At 70.6% G+C, this 20,663-nt stretch carries 19 protein-coding genes; 3 read left to right on the top strand and 16 right to left on the bottom strand.

Going from position 1 to position 20,663, the window contains the following annotated elements; genetic code table 11:
* Positions 1-98: 98 nt before the first annotated feature.
* Entirely contained in the window at positions 99-536 is a 438-nt protein-coding gene (locus FBY40_RS17360; protein ID WP_160141419.1) for a hypothetical protein, read from the bottom strand.
* A 95-nt stretch (positions 537-631) separates the two neighbouring features.
* Positions 632-1,819 carry a phosphotransferase gene (locus FBY40_RS15345; protein WP_160141420.1) on the bottom strand — a complete coding sequence of 396 codons (1,188 nt, stop codon included), beginning with the start codon at positions 1,817-1,819 and terminating at the stop codon, positions 632-634.
* A gap of 90 nt (positions 1,820-1,909) precedes the next feature.
* Here FBY40_RS15345 and FBY40_RS15350 point away from each other — a divergent pair, with 90 nt between their 5' ends.
* Together FBY40_RS15350 and FBY40_RS15355 are read left to right on the top strand one after the other, a co-directional pair.
* On the top strand, positions 1,910-3,478 hold the full coding sequence (locus tag FBY40_RS15350) for a sensor histidine kinase (RefSeq protein ID WP_160141421.1): 1,569 nt from the start codon (positions 1,910-1,912) through the stop codon (positions 3,476-3,478).
* Positions 3,479-3,488: 10 nt separating this feature from the next.
* The gene (locus FBY40_RS15355) at positions 3,489-4,145 is read left to right on the top strand and encodes a response regulator transcription factor (protein ID WP_141939629.1); all 657 of its coding nucleotides are present in this window, start codon (positions 3,489-3,491) and stop codon (positions 4,143-4,145) included.
* Here the strand turns inward: FBY40_RS15355 and FBY40_RS15360 are convergent.
* The 4 genes from FBY40_RS15360 to FBY40_RS15375 form a co-directional block, all read right to left on the bottom strand.
* Positions 4,138-5,604: an MFS transporter gene (locus FBY40_RS15360; RefSeq protein WP_141939630.1), complete on the bottom strand. Its 1,467-nt coding sequence runs from the start codon at positions 5,602-5,604 to the stop codon at positions 4,138-4,140. The genes FBY40_RS15355 and FBY40_RS15360 overlap by 8 nt on opposite strands.
* Positions 5,601-5,789, bottom strand: coding sequence for a hypothetical protein (locus tag FBY40_RS15365; RefSeq protein ID WP_124294112.1), 189 nt, complete (start codon positions 5,787-5,789; stop codon positions 5,601-5,603). Before FBY40_RS15365 ends, FBY40_RS15360 begins: the two co-directional genes overlap by 4 nt.
* A 61-nt stretch (positions 5,790-5,850) precedes the next feature.
* Positions 5,851-8,907 carry an AAA family ATPase gene (locus tag FBY40_RS15370; protein ID WP_141939631.1) on the bottom strand — a complete coding sequence of 1,019 codons (3,057 nt, stop codon included), beginning with the start codon at positions 8,905-8,907 and terminating at the stop codon, positions 5,851-5,853.
* Entirely contained in the window at positions 8,904-10,058 is a 1,155-nt protein-coding gene (locus FBY40_RS15375) for an exonuclease SbcCD subunit D (protein ID WP_141939632.1), read from the bottom strand. Before FBY40_RS15375 ends, FBY40_RS15370 begins: the two co-directional genes overlap by 4 nt.
* Positions 10,059-10,147: 89 nt before the next feature.
* Between FBY40_RS15375 and FBY40_RS15380 the strand changes: the two genes are divergently transcribed.
* Positions 10,148-10,909: an alpha/beta fold hydrolase gene (locus FBY40_RS15380; protein ID WP_200830000.1), complete on the top strand. Its 762-nt coding sequence runs from the start codon at positions 10,148-10,150 to the stop codon at positions 10,907-10,909.
* 4 nt (positions 10,910-10,913) lie between these two features.
* Here FBY40_RS15380 and FBY40_RS15385 read toward each other — a convergent pair whose 3' ends face one another.
* The 10 genes from FBY40_RS15385 to FBY40_RS15430 form a co-directional block, all read right to left on the bottom strand.
* Positions 10,914-11,228 carry a hypothetical protein gene (locus tag FBY40_RS15385; protein ID WP_141939633.1) on the bottom strand — a complete coding sequence of 105 codons (315 nt, stop codon included), beginning with the start codon at positions 11,226-11,228 and terminating at the stop codon, positions 10,914-10,916.
* Positions 11,228-11,488, bottom strand: coding sequence for a hypothetical protein (locus FBY40_RS15390; RefSeq protein ID WP_141939634.1), 261 nt, complete (start codon positions 11,486-11,488; stop codon positions 11,228-11,230). Before FBY40_RS15390 ends, FBY40_RS15385 begins: the two co-directional genes overlap by 1 nt.
* 61 nt (positions 11,489-11,549) lie before the next feature.
* Positions 11,550-11,966, bottom strand: a complete 417-nt coding sequence (locus tag FBY40_RS15395; protein ID WP_141939635.1) for a DUF1622 domain-containing protein — start codon at positions 11,964-11,966, stop codon at positions 11,550-11,552.
* A gap of 39 nt (positions 11,967-12,005) precedes the next feature.
* Complete coding sequence (locus tag FBY40_RS15400) at positions 12,006-12,305, bottom strand: GNAT family N-acetyltransferase (RefSeq protein ID WP_124294117.1); 300 nt, start codon at positions 12,303-12,305, stop codon at positions 12,006-12,008.
* 61 nt (positions 12,306-12,366) lie between these two features.
* Positions 12,367-13,797 (bottom strand): GH1 family beta-glucosidase, encoded by a 1,431-nt coding sequence (locus FBY40_RS15405; protein WP_141939636.1) that lies wholly within the window; start codon positions 13,795-13,797, stop codon positions 12,367-12,369.
* A gap of 35 nt (positions 13,798-13,832) precedes the next feature.
* Positions 13,833-16,070, bottom strand: coding sequence for an alpha-xylosidase (yicI, locus tag FBY40_RS15410; RefSeq protein WP_141939637.1), 2,238 nt, complete (start codon positions 16,068-16,070; stop codon positions 13,833-13,835).
* A complete protein-coding gene (locus FBY40_RS15415) occupies positions 16,070-16,975 on the bottom strand; it encodes a carbohydrate ABC transporter permease (RefSeq protein ID WP_141939638.1) in 906 nt (301 codons plus the stop codon). Before FBY40_RS15415 ends, yicI begins: the two co-directional genes overlap by 1 nt.
* Positions 16,975-17,949, bottom strand: a complete 975-nt coding sequence (locus tag FBY40_RS15420) for a carbohydrate ABC transporter permease (RefSeq protein WP_141939639.1) — start codon at positions 17,947-17,949, stop codon at positions 16,975-16,977. The genes FBY40_RS15415 and FBY40_RS15420 overlap by 1 nt, the downstream gene beginning before the upstream one ends.
* A gap of 76 nt (positions 17,950-18,025) precedes the next feature.
* Positions 18,026-19,333: an ABC transporter substrate-binding protein gene (locus tag FBY40_RS15425; protein ID WP_141939640.1), complete on the bottom strand. Its 1,308-nt coding sequence runs from the start codon at positions 19,331-19,333 to the stop codon at positions 18,026-18,028.
* Between the two features lie 119 nt (positions 19,334-19,452).
* The gene (locus FBY40_RS15430) at positions 19,453-20,502 is read right to left on the bottom strand and encodes a LacI family DNA-binding transcriptional regulator (RefSeq protein ID WP_141939641.1); all 1,050 of its coding nucleotides are present in this window, start codon (positions 20,500-20,502) and stop codon (positions 19,453-19,455) included.
* Between the last annotated feature and the right edge of the window lie 161 nt (positions 20,503-20,663).

Consider the following 20,663-nt stretch of genomic DNA (forward strand, 5'->3'; position numbering starts at 1 on the left):
GGAACGTGCGCGAGTCGCAACGAGAACGTAACGCGCCGGGTGCGCACGCACAGAGGGGATGACCTCGCGGTCATCCCCTCTGCGTGTGGGGGGCTGGGTCAGCTGTTTGCCGAGGCCACCGAGCCGACCGACGCCGCCGATGCCGGCGAATCGACCGGGGCGGAAGCAGGCGCGGGAGGCGCGGGGGCAGGAGCAGCCGGGGCCGGGGCGGGCGCGGGCACCGGGGTGGGGGCGCTCACGACCGAGACCGTGCTCGAGGGTGCAGCCGGGCTCGCCGGCGACGGCACGCTCGTGGGCGAGGGCGTCGGCGAGGTGGCCGACACCACGGTGGCCGAGGTGTCGGTGACGCTCATCTGCACGCCGTTGCGGTCGAGGACCGACCCGCCCGGACCGACGATCGATCCGCCCGGGACGGTGGTGCCGTCGGTGGACTGCAGGTTCATCGACGCAGCGGTGGCGGCGGCTGCGCCGCCGACGAGTGTCAGTCCCATCGCACCGGCGATGCCGTAGGTGAGCCACTTCTTCTTCTGGGCCATGTCTGTTCTCCTTCGTCTGTCCGCCGGGGCTCCGGGGGGTCGGCCCCGGCGGTGATTCCAGAATGCCGAGCCTGACTAAGCCGTTTCCAAGGCGTTCATGAGACACCTCTTACGTTCTCAGTGACAGGGCGGCGGACCTCCCCAGAGGGGTCGAGCACCGCCTCGGCGAGGGTGAGGAGGTCATCCGCACCGCGGTCCTGTCCGCCCTCTCGTCGATCGCGTTCCTGGGCACCGAGCACCTGTCCGAGAAGCAGGGTCGCCGCGCGCGCCCGCACCGGGTCGCTCCCCCACCGCGTGAGCGCGCCACGGGCGAGTTCCCACACGCGCTCGTCACGATCTTCGGGCGTGAGATAGGCGCTCGCGACGGCGTGCGCGATGAACGCCGCCGCATCGTCGGCGGGGTCACCGCGCCCGGTGGTGTCGACGTCGATGAGCCCCGAGATGGCGCCCTCATCATCGAGGAACAGCTGGCCGAAGTGCAGGTCACCGTGCACGGTCACGCGCGCATCGACGTCTCGCCAGACACGCGCGACCCCGTCGAGGAGGCGCGCCACGCGCGCGGCCCGGACCGGATCGGGTCCCTCGCGAAAACGTGCGGCGTACCAGTCGCGCCGATCGGCGAGCCCCACCCGGGCCGCGTGGTCGAGGGGCACCGCGGCGAGGGCCTCGCGCAGCCGGTCGACGGCGTCGAGCAGCGCAGTCGGTCGCCACACGACGTCCGGAGCTGCAGTCCCCCGTGCCTGACCGAGCACGATGAGGCCGTCCGGCGACCAGCCGACGAGGTCGGCCATCGGGATGCCTGCGCCGGCGAGGCTCCGGTGCGTACCGACGATCCGCTCCAGACGGCTCGGCGGCACCACCTTGATCCACCGCGCACCGTCCTCGACGTCCACCCGCAGCACCGCTCGCCGCCCTGCGCGGTAGCCGACGATACGCGGCGGCGCGATGGCGGTGACGCCGAGCCGGGCGAGAAGGGTCTCCGCTGCGTGCGAGAACGCCGCCGGGGCAAGCGCCGGCAGATACGGGTCGGCGGGGTGCACCCAGATGCGGCACTCGGGCGCCGTGGGGCTGCCCAGCAGCATCCCGGTCTCCTCGCTCACCACCCGGCGCGATGTATCGACGAAGTAGGTCATCGACTCGGAGCCTGCGGGAGTCACCTCGAAACCGGTGATCGACCCCGCGCCGAACGGCTCTCGACTGATGAGCGCCACCGGGGTGTCGGCGGCGAGCTCGAGCGCGTCGCGCAGCAGCTCGGCCTCACCCGCGGCTGTGGAGAGGGTCATCCTCCGATTCCAGCACGGATGCCGCGGCTCGGTCATGAGACCTCTCTTAGGCTTCGACGGCCGACCGAGGCGCCCCTCGATACTGGAGGGGTGACTCCCCCGCCGACCTCGCCGAGCCGCCGCCGGCTGCCGGCGCTGTCGGTGCGGGCCCGGATCATCCTCGTCATCACGCTCGTCGCGGGTCTGGGAATGGTCGTTGTCGGCGCCGCGGTGTACCTCGAGGAGCGTGGGCGGATCCTCCGTCAGGTCGACGACCTCCTCAGCGCGAACCTCGAGGCCGCCAGGTTCCTGGTCGAGCAGGGCGACGCCGACACCGGAACGTGGGCGTCGACCGAGAGCGCCCTCGCCGCCGTCGTGCAGCGCGCAGCGCCCGATGACAACACCGGCGTGATGGGCCTGGTCGCCGGGGAACCGCGCCTCGTGCCGGGCGTGCCGCTCGACGTCGATCTGCGCGACGCAGCCGGTTTCGTCGCTCATGTGAACGGGGTGACCGCCGGCGGGGAGCCCTACATCGGCACCTACGCCGAGGACGGGGTGACGTGGCGCTTCCTTGCGACACCCATCGAGGTGGCGGTGGAGGGCAGCGCCGTGACGGGAGGCGGAGAGGACGCGGTGTTCGTCATCGCCTACGACCTCGACGCCGAACTCGCCGAGATCGACGCGGCCGCACGCGTGTGGATCATCGCCAGCACCATCACTCTCATCGCCATCGGCGCGGTCGCCGCGCTCGTGACGGGGCGTCTGCTGCGGCCGCTTCGACAGATGCGCGAAACCGCCGAGCGGGTGTCGGCGCAGTCGCTCTCGGAGCGCCTGCCGGTCTCGGGACGCGACGATGTCTCAGAGCTCGCGCGCACCATGAACGACATGCTCGACCGCCTCGATCAGGCCCTCGAGTCACAGCGGCAGCTGCTCAGCGACGTCGGGCACGAACTGAAGACGCCGATCACGATCGTGCGCGGCTACCTCGAGGTGGTCGACCCGGATAGCCCGGCCGACGTGCGCGAGACCCGCGACCTCGCCGTCGATGAACTCGAACGGATGGGCCGATTGGTCCAGGATCTCGCCGCCACCGCCGCCCTGCATGGGCCGGCCCCGGTGAAGCCCGTGCCGCTCGATGCCGCGGATCTCATGCGCCAGATCACCCGCAAGGTCGAAGGCATCGCGGGTGCGGAAGTCGGGGTGGGAGGTTTCGCCGAAGTGGTCGCCGTCCTCGACGCCGCCCGGGTGACGCAGGCGGTGCTCCAGCTCGCCCAGAACGCGGTGACCCACGGCGGTGGACGAATGGTTCTCTCGAGCCGGCGCGTGGGCGATCAGCTGGAGATCTCGGTACGCGACTTCGGTCCGGGCGTACCCGATGACGAGAAGGGCGTGATCTTCGACCGTTTCCACCGCGGTGCGGCCTCGGCCGAACAGGCGGGGAGTGGACTCGGCCTCAACATCGTGCAGGTGATCGCTCGCGCTCACGGCGGTCGGGCCAGGGTGGAGGATGCCGCGGACGGCGGCGCCCTTTTCGTGATGTCGCTCCCCGTGGTCGACGGGCCGACGCCGCGGCTGGTCATCCCGCCTCGACCGCCGCTGCCCGCGTGGGCCGCGGCGGGTGCGCCCGGTGGCACCGGAGGATCCGGGCCGGGGCGGCCCGACGCCGAAGTGAGCGCGTGAGGAGGACGACGTGGCATCCATACTGATCGCCGATGACGAGGCCCGCATCTCGGGATTCATCGACAAGGGTCTCCGCGCCGCGGGATTCGCCACGCGCGTCGCGCCGACCGGCCCCGAGGCGCTGACCCTTGCGCTCAGTGGCGAGTTCGACCTGCTGGTGCTCGATGTGAACCTGCCGGGCATGGACGGTTTCCGGGTGCTCGAAGAGCTCCGCGGCAGCGGATCGTCGATGCCGGTCATCATGCTCACCGCGCGAGTGGAGCTCGAGGACACCGTCGCCGGCCTCGAGGGCGGCGCCGACGACTACCTCGGCAAGCCGTTCCGGTTCGACGAGCTGGTCGCGCGGATCCGACTGCGCATGCGCCGCGACGAGACCGGCGCCCCCACGCAGCTGAACCACCGTGACCTGGTGCTCGACATCCGCACCCGGCGCGCGCACGTGGGCGGAACCGCGGTGGAGCTGTCGGCCCGCGAGTTCGCCCTCGCCGAGGAGCTCGTGCGCCACGCCGGACAGGTGCTCAGCCGCGAGCAGCTGCTGAGCCGGGTCTGGGGGTTCGACTTCGACCCCGGCTCGAACGTCGTCGACGTCTACATCGGGTATCTGCGCCAGAAGCTCGGCCCGGGCCGCATCGAGACGATGCGCGGGGTGGGCTATCGCCTCACCTGACAGCCGCCTTCCGCTTGGCGAGGTCGAGGATCGACACGATGAGGGCGAGAGTGAGGAAGGCGGCGACCGACAGCATCCCGAACAGGTACGCGTCGTGATACACGACGAGGTCGTCGGCGGTGCCCTGCTCGCGGTTGATCGTGGCGTAGAAGAGCGAGAGCGCGACCGCAGTGCCGACGGCGGTGCCGATCCGCTGGCCGAGCTGGCCGACCGAGCCGGCGACCCCGCCCTGCTTGACGGGGATCTCGGCGAGAGTGAGGGTCTGGTTCGGCGCGATGACGAGGCCACCGCCGAAGCCGCCGACGATCATCACCGCGGCCATCAGGTACGGCGTGAGGGCGGGAGCGGAGAAGACGGCGGCGGTCACGAGCCCGACCACCGAGATCAGCACTCCGACGACGCCGAACACCACCACGGGGCGCCCGAATCGGGTCACCAGGTTGCCGCCGACCCACGAGGCGATCGCGCTCGCGAGTGCGAAACCGATCGAGACCATGCCGGCGAAGACGGGCTCGAGGCCGAGCCCGAATTGCAGGTAGAGGGTCGTCAGCAGGAAGAGCGCGGGAAGCGCCGTGAAGTAGGTCGTCTGGATGATCGTGCCGTTGCGGTACGAGCTGATGCCGAAGAGTTTCAACGGGATGAGCGGCTGGCCACCGCGCGCTTCGTACCGGCGCTCCCAGAGGAGGAACAGCGTGAGGAAGGCCGCGAAGGCGAGGAGCAGCCACCAGCGGGCGGGGTCGTCGTCGGGCGACCCGGTGGTGAAGAGGAACGGCCACATCAGCGACAGCACGGTCAACCCGAACAGCAGCAGGCCGATGGGGTCGAGCTGCACCTTGCGGGCAGACCGGGTGCGGGTGTCGGGCAGCAGCCACAGCACGAGCGCGATCGCGATGAGGCAGAGCGGGACGTTCATCCAGAAGATGAGGCGCCAGCCGTCGGTCTCGCCGCCGAGCGCGATGAGCAGGCCGCCGATCGTGGGTCCGAACGCGGTGGCGATGCCGATCGTCGCGCCGAAGAGACCGAACGCGCGGCCGCGCTCCTTCCCCTGGAAGAGCTCCTGGGCGGTTCCGAGCACCTGGGGCATCTGGATGCCGGCGGCGACCCCCTGCAGCAGGCGCGCGATGAGCAGCACGAGTGCGTTGGGCGCGAGGGCGCACAGGATGCTGGTGAGGGTGTACAACGCCAGGCCGACCACGAACAGGGTGCGGCGTGATCGCTGATCGCCCAGTCGCCCCATCGGGACGAGCGTGAGGCCGAAGGTCAGGACGAAGCCCGACACGATGAGCTGAACCTCGGTCGAGCCGGCGCCCAGTCCCGTCTCGATCGAGGGCAGGGCCACGTTGACCTTGGTGAGGTCGAGGATCGTGAGCGCGGCGACGGCGACGCACACCCAGAACGCCTGCCACTTGCGGGCGTTCGAGAGCGGGATGATCGCAGTCGTCGGCGCGCTCGAGGTCACGGCCGCTCCGACCCGTCCCGGGTGAAGACGGCGCGGAGGACGAAGAAGACGATCACCGCGACGATGGCGACGACGATCAGCTTGCCGATGAACCACAGCAGCGAGAAGAGGATGTTGACGAGGAACCACGCGATGACGATCGCGACGATCACTCCGATGACGGTCCAGATCGTGCCCTTGTTCACCCGGATAGCCTACGCCCGGCCACGCGGGTGAGACGCGCGGTGACCCGCTGGCCGGGGACGATCAGGCCGGGAGCAGGGATGTCGCGACGGCGGCGTCTTGCCGGATGACGCTCGGTCCCTGCGGGGTGGCCCGCACGTGCAGCTGCGCAGGGATGCGTTCTTTCATCGTCGCGACGTGGCTGATGAGTCCCACGGTGCGGCCGCCCTGGCGGAGCTCGTCGAGCGTCGCCATGGCCAGCTCGAGGGTGTCGTCGTCGAGCGAGCCGAAGCCCTCGTCGATGAACAGGGTGTCGAGCCGCACGCCGCCGGCGCGCGCGGTGACGACCTCTGCGAGCCCGAGCGCGAGCGCGAGCGACGCGAGGAAGGTCTCTCCGCCCGACAGCGAGTGCGCAGGGCGTGCGGCGCCGGTGTGGGCGTCGAGGATCTCGAGGCCGAGACCCGACGCCGCACCACGGGCAGCGAGCGCGTCGGTGTGTCGCAGCCGGTATCGGCCCGACGACATGTCGCCCAGCCGCAGATTCGCCGCCGCGACGATCTCCTCCAGTTCGGCGGCGAGGACGAAGGACTCCAGGGTCATCCGGTGGGTGTTGGGGGCGCGGCCGGCGACGGTGTCGGCCAGCCGCGCGACGATCTGGTGCTCATCGGCGAGCTCGGCCACGTCGCCGAGGGCGGCGCTCGCGCGGTCGCGCAGGGTGCGCAGCCGTTCGGCGGTCGCCCCGGCATCGGCGGCCGCGTCGACGGCGGCGACCCACGCGTCTCGCGCAGCGCCAAGGGCCGATTCCGCCGCTGAGACGTCCACGAGCTCCTCGGGCTCTCCCGCGAGGGCGAGCTCGAGATCGCGGAGACGGTCGCGCTCGGCGCGGAGCGCCGCCTCGTGGGTGCGGATGCGTTCGTCGAGCGCGTCGCGCGCGGCCCCCGTTCGCAGGGCGTCACGTGCGGCGACCACACCGGGGAAGCCGGATGCCGCCACGCGGCCGTCGCGGTCGACAGCGGCGCGGTCCGCCGCGGCCGCTGCGGTCTCGTCCGCCCGTCGGGCGGCGGCGAGACGACCGGCGCGGTCGCGTCGGAGCGTCGCCGCGTCCACGCGCGCGGCGACGGAGTCGTGGTCGCCACGTGCCGCGGCGACCACGCGGCGCTTCTCGCGCAGTTCAGCGTCGCGGGCGGACACCTCCTCACGCAGGGCGGCGAGGTGAGCAGCGAGTCGCTCACGCTCCTGTGCGGCATCGACCTCGAGCACCGTGAGCGTCTCCAGCGTCGCCAGGAGCCGATCGCGCTCAGCGACGGCGGCTTCGCCGGCGGCGACGGCGGCCTCCGCCTTTTCCAGAGCGGCCCCCGCGTCATCGAGCTCGAGGCCACCCGCCCGCGCCGCGGCGACGGTCTGCGCCTCGCGTGCAGTGCGGAACTCCTCGGCTGCGCGACGCGCACGCTCGGCCGCCTGCTGCTGCGCCGCCTCGGCACGCTCGATGTCGTCGTCGGAGACGGGCTCGCTCGTCGGCTCCGCCGGATGCGGGTGTTCGGCCGATCCGCACACGGGGCACGGTTCGCCGTCGACGAGGTCGGCGGCCAGCGAGCCGGCGCGGTCGGCGGCGCGGCGGCGCAGCAGCGACACCACGGCCTCGTTCGCTGCCGCCGCAGCCTCGGCGGCGGCGAGCGACGCCTCCTCGGCGATGACCGCGAGCGGGGCGAGATCGGCGGCCTGCGCAGCCGCGTCGCGACGGACCTGCGCCTCGTCGCGCCGCGTGCTCGCGGCATCCACACCGGCCGCGGCGTCGCGCACCGGAGCAAGCTCGACCTCGACGGTGGCCCGCTCCACGGGAATCCGCGCCCGGTCGGCGTCGAGACGGGCGATCAGCTCCTCCTCGTCGCGGATGCGGGCGACGTCGTCAGCGAGCGCCCGCTCGGCGGCAGCCATCGTCTTCTCCACGGTCTGCGCCTCGCGCCACACCGCCAGATCGCCGGTCAGCTCCAGCACGAGGGCGTCGAGCTCGTCGAGCGAGAGCGCGGGAAGATCCTCGTCCTCCCCGGTGAGGCCGAACTCATCCACCAGCATCTGCACGGTCGCCGCGGCGGCCGCTCGCGCGGTATCGGCTGCGTCGGCCGCGTCGAGCGGTGCGCGCAGCGCCTCGGCATCGCGCGCGGCCGCAAGCTCGCGGCGCGCGAGGTCGACCGCCGGGATCTCCGCCTCCAGGTCGGCCAGCGCACGACGCGAGCGCGCCCGGTCCTCCTGCATCTGGCGGAGGCGCCGCACCGCGGCGTGGTGGTCCTCGGCGCGGCGGTGCGCGGCTTCGGCGGCGTCGCGGGCATTGCGCAGGGTCTCGGCACGATAGTCCGCGCGCTGCGCGCCCCGCTCGACAGCCTCGAGACGCGCGCCCACGGCGAGCGAGCTCGACGGCGGCGACGCGCCGGCACCGTTCGTGGCATCGTCGCCGGAGGATTCATCCGACTCTCCGACGGGAACCAGCCGCTCCGCCTCACCCAACAGCAAAACGGCTGCGCCCGTCGCGTCGGCGACCTCCCGCTCGACGGCGCGACGGCGTTCCTCGAAGGCGTGGAGGTAGTCCTCGTAGGTGCGGGTGCCGAAGAGGCGCCGCAGCAGTTTCTGCCGGTCGTCGTTCTTCGCCAGGAGGAACTCGGCGAACCGGTTCTGCGCGAGGAGGATCACCTGCAGGAACTGCTGCTGACTGAGACCCAGGATCTCGTCGAGCTCCATCCCGACCTGGCGGGGCCCGCTCGCGAGTCCTCGCCATGCACCCTCGATGAGTTCGGCGAGCTCGGCGTCGGCAGCGACGACGGTGAAGCCCTCACCCCGCCGCTTACGACGCGGGTAGTCGGGGGATCGGGTGACGCGGAAGCGACGACCCCCGGTGGAGAATTCCACCGCGACGCTCGTGGGGTCATCCGGCCCGCAGTGATCGCTGCGCAGCCGCTTCTCGGCACCGTCGTAGCGCGGCACACCGCCGTAGAGGGCGAAGCAGATGCCGTCGAGCACGCTCGACTTGCCCGCCCCCGTGCGCCCGGAGATGAGGAAGATGCCGTCGGCCCCGAAGGCGTCGAGATCGACAACCTGACGCTCGCGGAACGGCCCGAATCCTTCGAGCTCGATGCGGTGGAGTTTCACGCGCTGACCTCTGCGGCGACGCGCTCTTCGACGACGTCGGCGATGATCTCGCGCTCACGCTCGCCGGCGCCCTCGCCGTCGCGGACGTGGGCGAGGAACGCGTCGATCAGCTCACGGTCGTTCCGAGCGGCGCGGACGCGCCGGGCATAGGTCGATCCGTCGTCCGCACGTGCCCCCTCGGGCGCGTGCATCACCGCGGCGCAGTGCGGGAAGCGCGCACGCAGCCGCCGCATCGGATCGGTCTGGGGGGTCGGATCGGTGTACTGCGCGCACACCCACGCGTCTTCCCACGCGGAGTACTCGGCAGCGGCGAGGAGATCGTCGAGCCGCCCGCGCAGCGTGACCAGCCGGCGCGGCACCGGGAGGTCGAGCCACGTGACGGCCGCGAGTCCGTCGGCGTCGAGGTCGATCAGCCACGAACCGCGCGGCTTGTCGGCCTCGCCGAAGCTGTAGTGCAGCGGCGCCCCGGCGTAGCGGACCGCGTCGGACAGCCGCTGCCGCCCGTGGATGTGCCCGAGAGCGACGTAGTCGAGCCCGTCGAACGACGCCAGCGGCACCACGTCGAGCCCGCCCTGCTGGATGTCGCGTTCGAGGTTCGGAGTCGGCGCCACACCCGCGGCGAAACAGTGCGCGATCGCCACCGAGCGACCCCCGCGCGCAGCGAGGTCGGTGCGGATGAGGCCGAGCGCCTGATCGAGGGCCTGCGCCTGGGACCGCACCTCCACCCCCGTCCAGAGGTGACGAACGAGCGACGGTTCGAGGAAGGGGATGCCGTAGACGTGCACCGGACCGTGCTCGTCGTCGATGGTCACGGGTCTGCCGATGTCGGCGGGGTCGGTGAGCACGTGGATCCCGTCGCGCAGCAGACCGGCCTGGAACCCCAGCCGCGCCGCGGAGTCGTGGTTGCCGCTGGTAACCACCACACGGGCGCCGGCGTCACTGATGCCCACGAGGGCATCGGTGAGCAGTCGATAGCAGCCGGCGGCCGGGGCCGCCGAGTCGAAGACATCCCCCGCTACGATCACCAGATCGACATCGTTCTCACGAACCTGGGCGATCAGCGCGTCGAGCACGCCGCGCAGCGCATCGAGGGTGGAATGGCCGTGGAACGACCTCCCGATGTGCCAGTCGGAGGTGTGCAGGATCCGCATGTCCCACACCGTATGCGCAGCCGCCGACATCGCCCCGCTGCACCCCCGCGGTTCGCCGGAAACACCGGGCTCACCTAGTGTCAGGAGCAATGAGCGACGCCCCCACCTTCGCGATCGAGCGGTTCACCCACGAAGGGGCGACGCTCGTCGCGCAGGAGTCCGGTGAAGGCCATGACCTCTTCGTCCTCATCCACGGCGTCGGCATGGGGCGATCGGCGTTCGCCGAGTTGGAGGGCCTTCTCGACGACATCGGCCGCGTCGTCGCCGTCGACCTCCCGGGATACGGCGAGACACCGGAACCCGGCCGCGTGCTGTCGATGGAGGAGAACGCCGATGTCGTCGCCGCCTACCTCAGCGATCTGACCGCGGGCGGCGAGAGCCCGCGCATCGTCGTGCTCGGCCACTCGATGGGGGCCCAGGTGGCGCTCGAGGTCGCCGCGCGACATCCGCACCTCGTCGACGCCCTCGTGCTCGTCGGCCCGACCGTCGAACCGGGCGCCCGCTCGGCGGTGCGTCAGCTCTGGCGGCTGATCCGAGACATCATCCCCGAGAGTCCGCGCGTGATCGCCGTCGGCGCACGGGAGTACCTGCGAGCGGGACCGCGCCTGCTCGCGAAGGTGCGCGCGGTGATGGTGCACCGCCCGGAGGACACCGCCCGGCAGGTGACGGTGCCTGCGCTGGTGATCCGCGGCGAGCGCGACATCCTGGTGCCCGTGGAGTGGGCCCGCCAGCTCACCGAGGCCCTCCCTGACGCCTGCCTGCGAGAAGTCGCCGAATTCGGCCACGAGACCATGATCCGCAACGCCGGCCCGACCGCGTCACTGATCCGCGAGTTCCTCGCGGATCGGTGACCCCTCAGGCCTCCTCGTCGCCGGTCGTCACCTGCTCGGCGAGATCGTCGACCTCATCCTCGGACGCCTGCCCGCCGACGTCTTCCACACGCTCGCGCAGGTCGTCCTCGACCTTCTCGGGGTCGGGGTCGGAGGCTTCGGCCCGCGCCTCGGCGGCGGCGACAGCGCGCTCGGCGACGTCGTCTTCGGACCCGGATGCGGCGGTGTCGGCCGGCTCACCGGCCGGATCGGATGCGGCATCCTCGGGCGCCTGCAGCGGCTCGGCGGGTGGGATGCCGATTCCCACGGCCTCGTGGTCGGGTTCGCGCGCGTCGGCCATCAGTCCTCCTCGGTCTGGTCGTCGGTGGAGAGCTCAGGATCGAGACCCTGTGTGGGGACGTCGCTCTCGACCTGACCGTCGGAAGTCGCCTGAGAGCCGTCGGGGATGGTCTCGGGGTTGACCGGCAGACCGGAGCGGTCGAGCGCCTCGGAGTCGGCGCCAGCGCTGCTGCGCTCGGCGGCGGCGGTGTCGTGCTGGTCACCGAACCCCCCGGCGGGGTCGGCGTTGATCACGCCCTCGGGCAGGTCTTTGTCGTCCATGCCGCCATCCTGCTCCGCGGCAGAGTGTCGGGCGCGGGGTTGACGGGCGAGCGCGACGTCGCTACCCGCGTCGCTCCGCCTGCGCCGCACGGTCGCGCCCGACGGCTTCACCCAGCAACTGCCCCCCGCTGGTGAGCAGGGCGCGGCGCCAGGGCAGCACGCCCTCGATCTCGATCTGGATGGAGATCGAAAGCACGGTCCGGATCAGCACGATGAGGCCGAGGATCAGGGCGTCCTCGACCGACGGCTTGGAGGTGATCGTGCGGATCAGGTCGGCCGCCACGAGGATCTCCAGCCCCAGCAGAATCGCCGAGCCGAGGGCGTTGCGCAGCACCGAGAATGCTGCTCGGCCACCCTCACCGCGGCGCAGGGAGCGCACACCGAGCACGAGGGCGATGACGAAGCCGACGATCATGGCCGCGGCGCCGGTCGCCTCGAAGGCGACGGCGACGCCGGAGAAGACCTCTTCGAGCCGCACGGGCCCAGTGTAGGACCAGCGGAGCGCCGAAGCGGGGGCTCAGGCCGTGGAGCGCTGCCGCAGGATGCCCGCGCGATCGGGGTGCAGGTCGAACCAGTCCGCGACGTACCAGCACACCGGGATCACCTGACGGCCTTTCTCGGCCTCGAGGTGCGCGACGGCCCGGTCGACCAGTTCTCCGGCGTAGCCCTTTCCGCGGAAGGTCGGGATCGTGTACGCCCGGGTCATGGCGACGGTGCGGCCGTCGTCCTTGTAGTCGAGGACGCTGACGAGGTCATCGCCGCGGTGCAGCGTGTACCGCGAGGCATCCTTCTCGTCGGTGAAGCGCAGTTCGGTCACCCCGACAGGCTACGCCCGGTTCGCTGGGGCGGCGCTGAAGGAACGCCGGGCCTTCACCCGCTCATTCCGGGATCGCCCGGGTGCGCACGAGCTGCCGATACCACCGGCCGCTGTCCTTGACGGTCCGCTCGAGCGTGTCGAAATCGACCCGCACGATGCCGAACCGCTTGGCGTAGCCGTAGCCCCATTCGAAGTTGTCCAGAAGCGACCAGACGAAGTATCCGCGCAGGTCGACTCCCCGAGCCATCGCCCGGTGCGCCGCGGTGAAGTGCCGGCGCAGATAGTCGAGTCGCTCGGGGTCGGGAACCGAACCGTCCGGGGCGACCTCGTCATCGAATGCGGCACCGTTCTCGGTGACCATGAGCGCCTGCTCGGGGAACTGCTCCGACAGCGACACCAGAAGCTCCTCGAGGCCCTCGGGCGCGATGTTCCACCCCATGGCGGTGTACGGTCCCGGCTGCTCCACGAACTCCACGGCCTGGTCGCTCCCGGGCCACGCGGTCCCGCCGGCGGCCCCCTTGTGCCCGTCGTTCATCTGCTTGGGCGACACCCCGTCCCACAGGCGCACGGTCGCCGTCGAGTAGTAGTTGACGCCCAGCACATCGATCGGCTGATGGATGTCGGCGAGGTCGCCGTCCTGCACGAAGGCCCAGTCGGTCACCCCTGCAGTGTCTTGCAGCAGATCTTCGGGGTACTCGCCGCGCAGCATCGGTCCCGTGAAGGCCCGATTGGCCAGCGCATCGATCCGTCGCATCGCCTCGCCCGCCCCGTCGCCGACCCCGCGGAGCACGTGGAAGTTGAGGGTCACGGAGTACTCCGGCGTTCCGGTCGAGGTCGCCCGCAGCGCCTGCAGCGCCCTGCCGTGCCCGAGGTTCAGGTGATGCACGGCGGCGAGCGCCGCGGCCGGCTCGTGCCGGCCCGGCGCGTGGCCGCCCTGACCGTAGCCGAGGTAGGCCGAGCACCACGGCTCGTTCAGCGTCGTCCACGTGTGCACCCGGTCGCCGAACGCCTCGCCGACCACCTCCGCGTAGCGTGCGAAGGCGTCGACGGTCGCGCGCGCCGGCCAGCCGCCGGCATCCTCGAGCGGCTGGGGAAGATCCCAGTGGTAGAGGGTGGCGACCGGACGGATGCCGCGGGCGAGGAGTCCGTCGATGAGGCGCGAATAGAAGTCCAGGCCCGCCTGGTTCACCTGACCGGTGCCCGTCGGCACGATGCGTGGCCAGGCGATCGAGAAGCGGTACGCCTCGAGCCCCAGATCCTTCATCAGGTCGAGATCGCTCTCCCACCGGTGGTAGTGGTCGCACGCGACGTCGCCGGTGTCACCGTTCCAGACCTTGCCGGGGGTCTTCGAGAAGGTGTCCCAGATCGACGGACCGCGCCCGTCCTCACCGGCTGCCCCCTCGATCTGATACGACGCCGTCGCCGACCCGAAGGTGAAGTCGGGCGGGAACACCAGCCCCGCGTCACGATAGTCCGCTCGCCCCTCGACCATGGCTGCTCCCCCTTGGACTCCGCCGACTCCGACCGTCACCCGGTCACGTCCGACAGGTCAACGGTATAGGCCCACGACGACCCGTCGGGGGCCGTGACGGTCACCGCGCGCGTCCCGCTGCCGCCCGGGAACACCCGAACGGCGAGCCCGTCGTGGTAGTCGTAATCGGGCCGGTCGTCGCGTCCTCCCCACGGGATGACCGCGCCCGGCCGGGCGTACAGCGGCAGGCTGTCGAAGCCGTGCACCTCGCGGCGCCAGCCGCCGCCGGTCACCGTCTCGCCCGTGAGGAGGCTCGTCCACTCGCCCGGCGGCAGGTAGAACTCGACCTCACCCGTCTCGGAGAACACCGGGGCCACCAGCAGCTCGGAGCCGAGAAGGTACTGCCGGTCGAGATAGGCCACCGCCGGGTCATCCGGGAACTCCAGCTGCATCGGGCGCATGATCGGGGCACCCGTGCGGGCGGCGTCGATGCCCGCCTGGAACAGGTAGGGCATGAGCCGCATCTTCAGCTGCGCGAAGCGGCGCGTGATGTCGACGGCTTCGTCGTCGAACGCCCACGGCACCCGGTACGAGTCCGACCCGTGGAAGCGGCTGTGGCTCGAGAGCAGGCCGAAGGCCACCCACCGCTTGAACACCGCCGGATCGGGGGTTCCCTCGAACCCGCCGATGTCGTGACTCCAGTGCGCGAAACCGCTCATCGCCAGCGACAGGCCGCCCCGCAGGCTCTCGGCCATCGAGGGGAACGTCGAGGTGTTGTCGCCGCCCCAGTGCACCGGCATCGTCTGACCGCCGGCCGTGGCCGAGCGGGCGAACAGCACCGCGTCACCCTCGCCGCGCTCGGCCACGAGCACGTCGTGGACGGCCCGGTTGTACAGCTGCGCGTAGAGGTTGTGCATGCGTGCGGGGTCCGAGCCGTCGTGCCAGACGACGTCGGTGGGGATCCGCTCGCCGAAGTCGGTCTTGAAGCAGTCGACGCCCTGAGCGAGGAGCCCTCGCAGCTTGTCCTGGTACCAGCGCACGGCGGCGGGATTGGTGAAGTCGACCAGGCCCATGCCTGCCTGCCACAGGTCCCACTGCCACACCGACCCGTCGCCGCGCTGCACGAGGTAATCGGCGGCGGCCGCCTCGGCGAACAGCGGCGAGCGCTGGGCGATGTAGGGGTTGATCCACACCGAGACCTTCAGCCCGCGGTCGTGAAGGCGACGGAGCATGCCGTCGGGGTCGGGGAAGACCCGGGAGTCCCATTCGAAGTCGCACCAGTTGAACTCGCGCATCCAGAAGCAGTCGAAGTGGAACACCGACAGCGGGATGTCGCGCTCGGCCATCCCCTCGATGAACGAGGTCACCGTCGCCTCGTCGTAGTCGGTGGTGAACGATGTCGACAGCCACGGACCGTACGACCACGCGGGCACGACGGGCGCACGCCCCGTGAGGGAGGTGTACCGGGCGAGTACGTCCTTCGGCGTCGGACCGGCGAAGACGAAGTACTCCAGCACCTCACCGGGCACGCTGAACTGCACGCGCTCGACCGCCTCCGACCCGACCTCGAACGAGACGTGACCGGGGTCGTTGACGAGCACCCCGTACCCGCGCGACGAGAGGTAGAACGGCACGTTCTTGTAGGCCTGCTCGCTGGAGGTGCCGCCGTCGGCATTCCAGACCTCGATGGTCTGGCCGTTCTTGACCAGCGGCCCGAAGCGCTCGCCCAGCCCGTAGATCGTCTCGCCGACCCCCAGATCGAGCTGCTCGTGGACGAAGACCCGCTCCGGCGGCACGCCGGTCTCGGCGCGGGCGTTCCCGACGATGCCGTGCTCGACGGCGGCGTCGCCGCCCAGGCGCACGAAGGCCTGCGCCTTGTGTCCGCTGCCGGTGACCCGCACGCCGTCGACGTCGAACGACAGCGACCACGGCGCTCCCGGCGCGATCCGGGCGACGAGCGGACCGCTGGTCAGCGTGCCGGCGCCGGCATCGGCGACCCCCGCACCGGTGCCTCGCTCGCCCGCGCCGGGCAGCGCGAATCCGCCGTGCCACCGGCCGCCGACGTGGTGGGCGATCCGCACCCGGATGACGCCCTCGATCGGTGAGGAGATGGTCGTGGTGAGGGTGGTGCGGTTCAGCACGTCGCCGCGGCGGGCGATCACCTGGGTGGGAGCGGTGATCTCGAGGGCGGCGCCGTCGACACCGTCATCCGTCTGCCGGATGTCGTAGGCCTCCGCGGCGTAGAGCGCGGTGACGCCGGGGCGCAGCTGCCAGAACCCGTCGGTGAACTTCATTACTTGACTGCTCCTGCCGTGATGCCCCGGGTGAGGGTGCGCTGGAAGATGAGGAAGAAGAGGAGGGTGGGGATGAGGCCGAGGAGAGCCGACGCGCTGGTCGTCGTGACATCCATCAACCGCTCCCCCTGCAGGAGGCTGATCGCGACCGGCACCGTCTGGTTCTCGTTGGAGACGAGGAAGGTCAGCGGGATCAGGAATTCGTTCCAGGTCCAGATGAAGAAGAAGATCAGCAGCACCGAGAGCGTCGGCCGACTGATCGGGAAGATCACCCGCCACAGGATCTGCCACCGGCTCGCCCCGTCGATCGCGGCGGCCTCGAGCACCTCCTTGGGGAAGGTGCCGTAGACGGCCGAGAGCAGGTAGGTGCCGAAGGCCGCCTGGATGACGGTGAAGACGATGATCACCGACCACACGTTGTTGTACAGCCCGACCTCTCGGAACATGTAGTACAGCGGGTAGAGCAGCGCCTCCTGCGGCAGGAGGTTCGCCAGGAGGAACAGCAGCACGATCCAGGAGCGGCCGCGCACCCGCCCGATCCCGATCGCGAACGCGTTCAGCACCGAGATCAGAACCGCGAGGATCGCCACGGTGCCCGAGATGAACACCGAGTTCCACACCTTCTGCGGGAAGTTCACCCGCTCCCAGAAGGCGGCGATCCCGTCGAGGTAGATCGCCGAGGGCAGCGCGAGCGGACCGCCCGTGGAGTAGTCGGCGGGCGATTTGAACGAGTTGATGAGGATCAGGTAGAACGGCGCGGCGATGAGGATCGCCGCGACGATCGCGAAGGCGAGCATCAGCCAGTCGACGCCGTTCTTGCGCGTCATGCCGCCGCGGGGCTTCGGCGGACGGCTCGCCCGTCGGCCGGGCTTGGTGGCCGTGGTCACGGCGAGGGTCGTAGCCATCACAGTCCCGCCCTTTCTTTGCGCTCCGCGGCGTTCTGCGCACGGATGAAGAGGATCGACACGACCGCGATCACGACCGTCAACGCGGTCGCGATGGTCGCGCCGTAGCCGACCTGCTGCGACTGGAAGAACTCGCTGTAGGCGTAGTAGGCCGGGACGATGGTCGAGTCGCCGGGGCCGCCGCGGGTGAGCACGTAGACGGGGCCGAAGACCTTCAGCGCCGCGATCGTGCAGGTGAGGGTGACGACGTAGATCTCGGGACGGATGATGCTGACGGTGATCGCCCGGAACCGCTGGAACCAGTTGGCACCATCGAGCTCCGCGGCCTCGTAGAGCTCGGGGTCGACCCGCTGGAGCGCCGCCATGAAGACCACGACGGGGTAGCCGATCTGGATCCAGACGAGCACCACCATGATGCTGCCGAGCGCCGTGTCGGGAGACCCGAGCCAGTTCCGGGCGAGGAAGCCGAGCCCGATGCTCTCGAGGATGGTGTTCAGCGCCCCGTCCTGCGGGCGGAGGATCCACCCGATCACGATGCCGGCGATCGCGGCGGGGAGGATCTGCGGAAGGTAATAGGTGGCGCGCAGGAAGCTCGCCAGACGTCCGCCGTACTTGCGGCCGATCACGTCGAACAGCAGGGCTGCGAGCACGAGGCCGATGAGGGTCGGGAAGATGACCATCGCCACGATCATCCAGACGCTGTTGACGAACGAGGTCCAGAAGGTCGCGTCGCCGAAGAGCTCGATCCAGTTCTCGAGACCGATGAACTCCGGCGGACGGATGCCGCGCCAGTCGGTGAAGCTGAGGTAGATGTTCCATACCAGCGGCACCACGACGATGACGGTGACCAGCACCAGACCCGGGATGAGGTAGAGCCAGTACCCGGCGGTGCCACCGCCCCGCCGTTGCGGGATCAGCGGCTCCTCGGGAGGGAGCTTGGTCCGCGGAGCGCGGACGAAGGGGACAGCGGACATCGCGGGGACTCCTGGGGTGTGCCGGGGTGGGAGCCGGGGCGCCGCCGAGTGGCTGACGGCGCCCCGGCCGGTTCGATCAGCGGAAGTCCGCCACGTAGGAGTCGTACTCCTCGCCGAGCGACTGCTGCACCTCGGCCGGCGTCTTCGTGCCGTTGACGAGCTCCTGGAGCTCGGCGACGAGGGCGTCGTAGAAGGTGGGCGTGGGCCAGTCGGGGTAGAACGACAGTCCGTCGGCCTCGTTGACGGCGTTGAACGCCTGGATCAGCTCGAGGCTCTTCTCGTCGGTGATGTCGGCCTCGTCGGCGGCGACGGGCAGGCCGCCGTTGTTGCCGATCAGTGCCTGCACCTCGGGACGCATCGTGATGTCGATGAACTCGTAGGCGAGATCCTTATTGGCCGCGCGCTCGGGGACGACCCAGATGTTGCCGGATGAGCCGAGGCTGAGGTCGCTCCCCGGGAACGGGAAGACGCCGAACTCGAAGTCGGTGATCTCATCGACGAAGCGGCCGTACCACCAGCTGCCCGAGACGAAGATCGGCGAGGTGCCGTTGATGAACGACAGGCCCGCGTCCTCGGCGGCGATACCGGTCACATCGGGCGAGAAGTAGCCCGCGTCGAGGTATTCCTTCAGCGTCTCGGTGGCGTAGGTGATCTCCTCGCCGCTCCAATCGACCGGGTTCTCGTAGAGCTGGTAGTCGTTGACCCACTGGCGGTCGGCCTGGCTGAGGGCCAGCTGGTACCACAGCTGCCCGAGCGGGTACTCCAGCCCGCCTTCGGCGAGCGGCGTGATGCCCTGCGCGACGAAGGCGTCGAGCACCGCGATGAACTCGTCGTAGGTCGTCGGCACCTCCAGTCCCGCCTCGGCGAAAGCATCCTTGTTGTAGTAGACCGTGACGAACTCGCCGTAGTTGGGCACCCCGTACCAGGCGCCCGAGCCCATCACACCCTCGTCGGTGTAGCGCGCGGTGGTCTGCAGCGCCGGGGCGAGCTGGTCGTCCCAGCCGTACTCCTCGACCGCCTCGGTGATGTCGGTGATGAGTCCCTGGCTGGCCAGGAACCCGGCCGTGGCGTTGCCCTTGTTGAACTCCATGAGGTCGGGCGCCTCGTCGGAGTTCAGCACCTGGCTGGCGGTGGAGCGGATCTGCTCGAAGCTGCGCTCCTCGAACTCGACCGTCGCGCCGGTCTCCTCTTCGAAGATGCGGATCGCTTCGTCCCAGGCGATGCCCATGGCACTGTTCTCGCCCTCGTAGTGCCACAGGGTGAGGGTGTCGTCGGACTCGCCGCCGGATCCGCCGGCGCAGGCGGAGAGGACGAGCGCGGTGGCGGCGAGCGCTCCTGCGGCGGTGGCCGCCCGCGCTGTCGTCGTGCGTGTGATGCGTGCCATCGGTGGCACTCCTTTCTCGGTGACCTTCGCTGGTCAGGGATGTGGTGCGTGCAGGTGGTGCGGTGAGATGTCGAAGCGCTTCGACGAAGCGCAAGCGGAAAGGACGGGAGGCTCCGGGGTCAGGCGACGACGGAACCGGCCACGACCGGCGCCGAGGCGTCGGGAACCCGCGCGAGCGAGCCGTGGTCGAGATAGGCGGGTGGAATCAAGCGGATGCCGGGGGCCGGGCGGTCCCCGTCGAAGAACGTCAGAGCGAGGTCGACGGCCAGGTCGCACGAGGCCTGCGGGACGAGCGGCAGAGCGTCGAGAGGGCGAGGGAGCCCGGCGGTGTCGAAGGTCGGCGCGACGGAGATGACCGAGATGTCGTCGGGAACGCGCAGCCCGCGACCGGCGAGTTCGGCGAGCACTGCGCGGTGCGACTCCTCGGGGCAGTGCAGGACAAGGGCGGTGACCCCGGCGTCGAGGAGCTCCCCCGTGGCCGCGCGCACGGTCGCATCGGTGGCGTGCTCGTGCCCCGTGGCGCGGAACTCGGCCGCGACGCCGAACATCCCGGCCGCTGCGAGGAACTCGTCGCGCACACGCGGGGGGAAGTTCGATCGCGAGTACGACACCTCGGGCTGTCCGACGAGTCCGATGCGCGCGTGGCCGGCCCGCGCCATCCGCGCCACCGCCTCTCGCGTGGCCGCCTCGAAGTCGAGGTCGACGCAGACGAGACCCTCGTTGTCGTTCGGCACGCCGATGAAGACGGTGGGCGTATCGATCTCCCGCGCGAGTGCGACGCGGGGATCGTCAGGGGCGACATCCAGCACGAGGATCGCGTCGACCAGCCGGTTGGAGGCGACCCGGCGCATGCCGGCCTGTGCGTCCTCGTCGGTCAAGAGAAGGACGTCGTAGTCGTTGCGGCGCGCGGCCACCGCGGTCGCGAGGACGAACGCCATGTGGGTCGGCGCGTGGGTGTCCTTCCGCAGCGGCTCGGTCAGCGCGAAGATGCGCGTGCGGCGCCCGGCGAGCATGCGGGCACCGGCGTTCGGGCTGTACCCCAGACGCTGAACGGCCTCCTCGATCCGGCGTCGCGTGTCGGCCGAGACCGGTCGCTTGCCGCTGAGGGCATAGGACACGGTGCTGATCGAGACGCCGGCGGCCTTGGCCACCTCATCGATCTTCGCCATGGGGACTCCGTCGTCGGGTGTGGATAGGAATGTCGAAGCGCTTCGCGGAAGCGTTTCGACGATGGTGGCACATCCTCCGCGAGGAGCACAAGAGGTTTGAGGCAGATCGCAACAAATGGGTGCGGACGTCGCCCGCGGCATCCGGACTCCTCGATATCGGA

The organism is Microbacterium sp. SLBN-154, assembly GCF_006715565.1.
Lineage (GTDB): Bacteria > Actinomycetota > Actinomycetes > Actinomycetales > Microbacteriaceae > Microbacterium.

Coding starts and splice junctions, on each gene's coding strand:
- FBY40_RS17360 (WP_160141419.1), bottom strand. CDS start 536: ATGGCCCAGAAGAAGAAGTGGCTCACCTACGGCATCGCCGGTGCGATG.
- FBY40_RS15345 (WP_160141420.1), bottom strand. CDS start 1,819: ATGACCCTCTCCACAGCCGCGGGTGAGGCCGAGCTGCTGCGCGACGCG.
- FBY40_RS15375 (WP_141939632.1), bottom strand. CDS start 10,058: ATGCGGATCCTGCACACCTCCGACTGGCACATCGGGAGGTCGTTCCAC.
- FBY40_RS15380 (WP_200830000.1), top strand. CDS start 10,148: ATGAGCGACGCCCCCACCTTCGCGATCGAGCGGTTCACCCACGAAGGG.
- FBY40_RS15385 (WP_141939633.1), bottom strand. CDS start 11,228: ATGGCCGACGCGCGCGAACCCGACCACGAGGCCGTGGGAATCGGCATC.
- FBY40_RS15390 (WP_141939634.1), bottom strand. CDS start 11,488: ATGGACGACAAAGACCTGCCCGAGGGCGTGATCAACGCCGACCCCGCC.
- FBY40_RS15405 (WP_141939636.1), bottom strand. CDS start 13,797: ATGGTCGAGGGGCGAGCGGACTATCGTGACGCGGGGCTGGTGTTCCCG.
- yicI (WP_141939637.1), bottom strand. CDS start 16,070: ATGAAGTTCACCGACGGGTTCTGGCAGCTGCGCCCCGGCGTCACCGCG.
- FBY40_RS15415 (WP_141939638.1), bottom strand. CDS start 16,975: ATGGCTACGACCCTCGCCGTGACCACGGCCACCAAGCCCGGCCGACGG.
- FBY40_RS15420 (WP_141939639.1), bottom strand. CDS start 17,949: ATGTCCGCTGTCCCCTTCGTCCGCGCTCCGCGGACCAAGCTCCCTCCC.
- FBY40_RS15425 (WP_141939640.1), bottom strand. CDS start 19,333: ATGGCACGCATCACACGCACGACGACAGCGCGGGCGGCCACCGCCGCA.
- FBY40_RS15430 (WP_141939641.1), bottom strand. CDS start 20,502: ATGGCGAAGATCGATGAGGTGGCCAAGGCCGCCGGCGTCTCGATCAGC.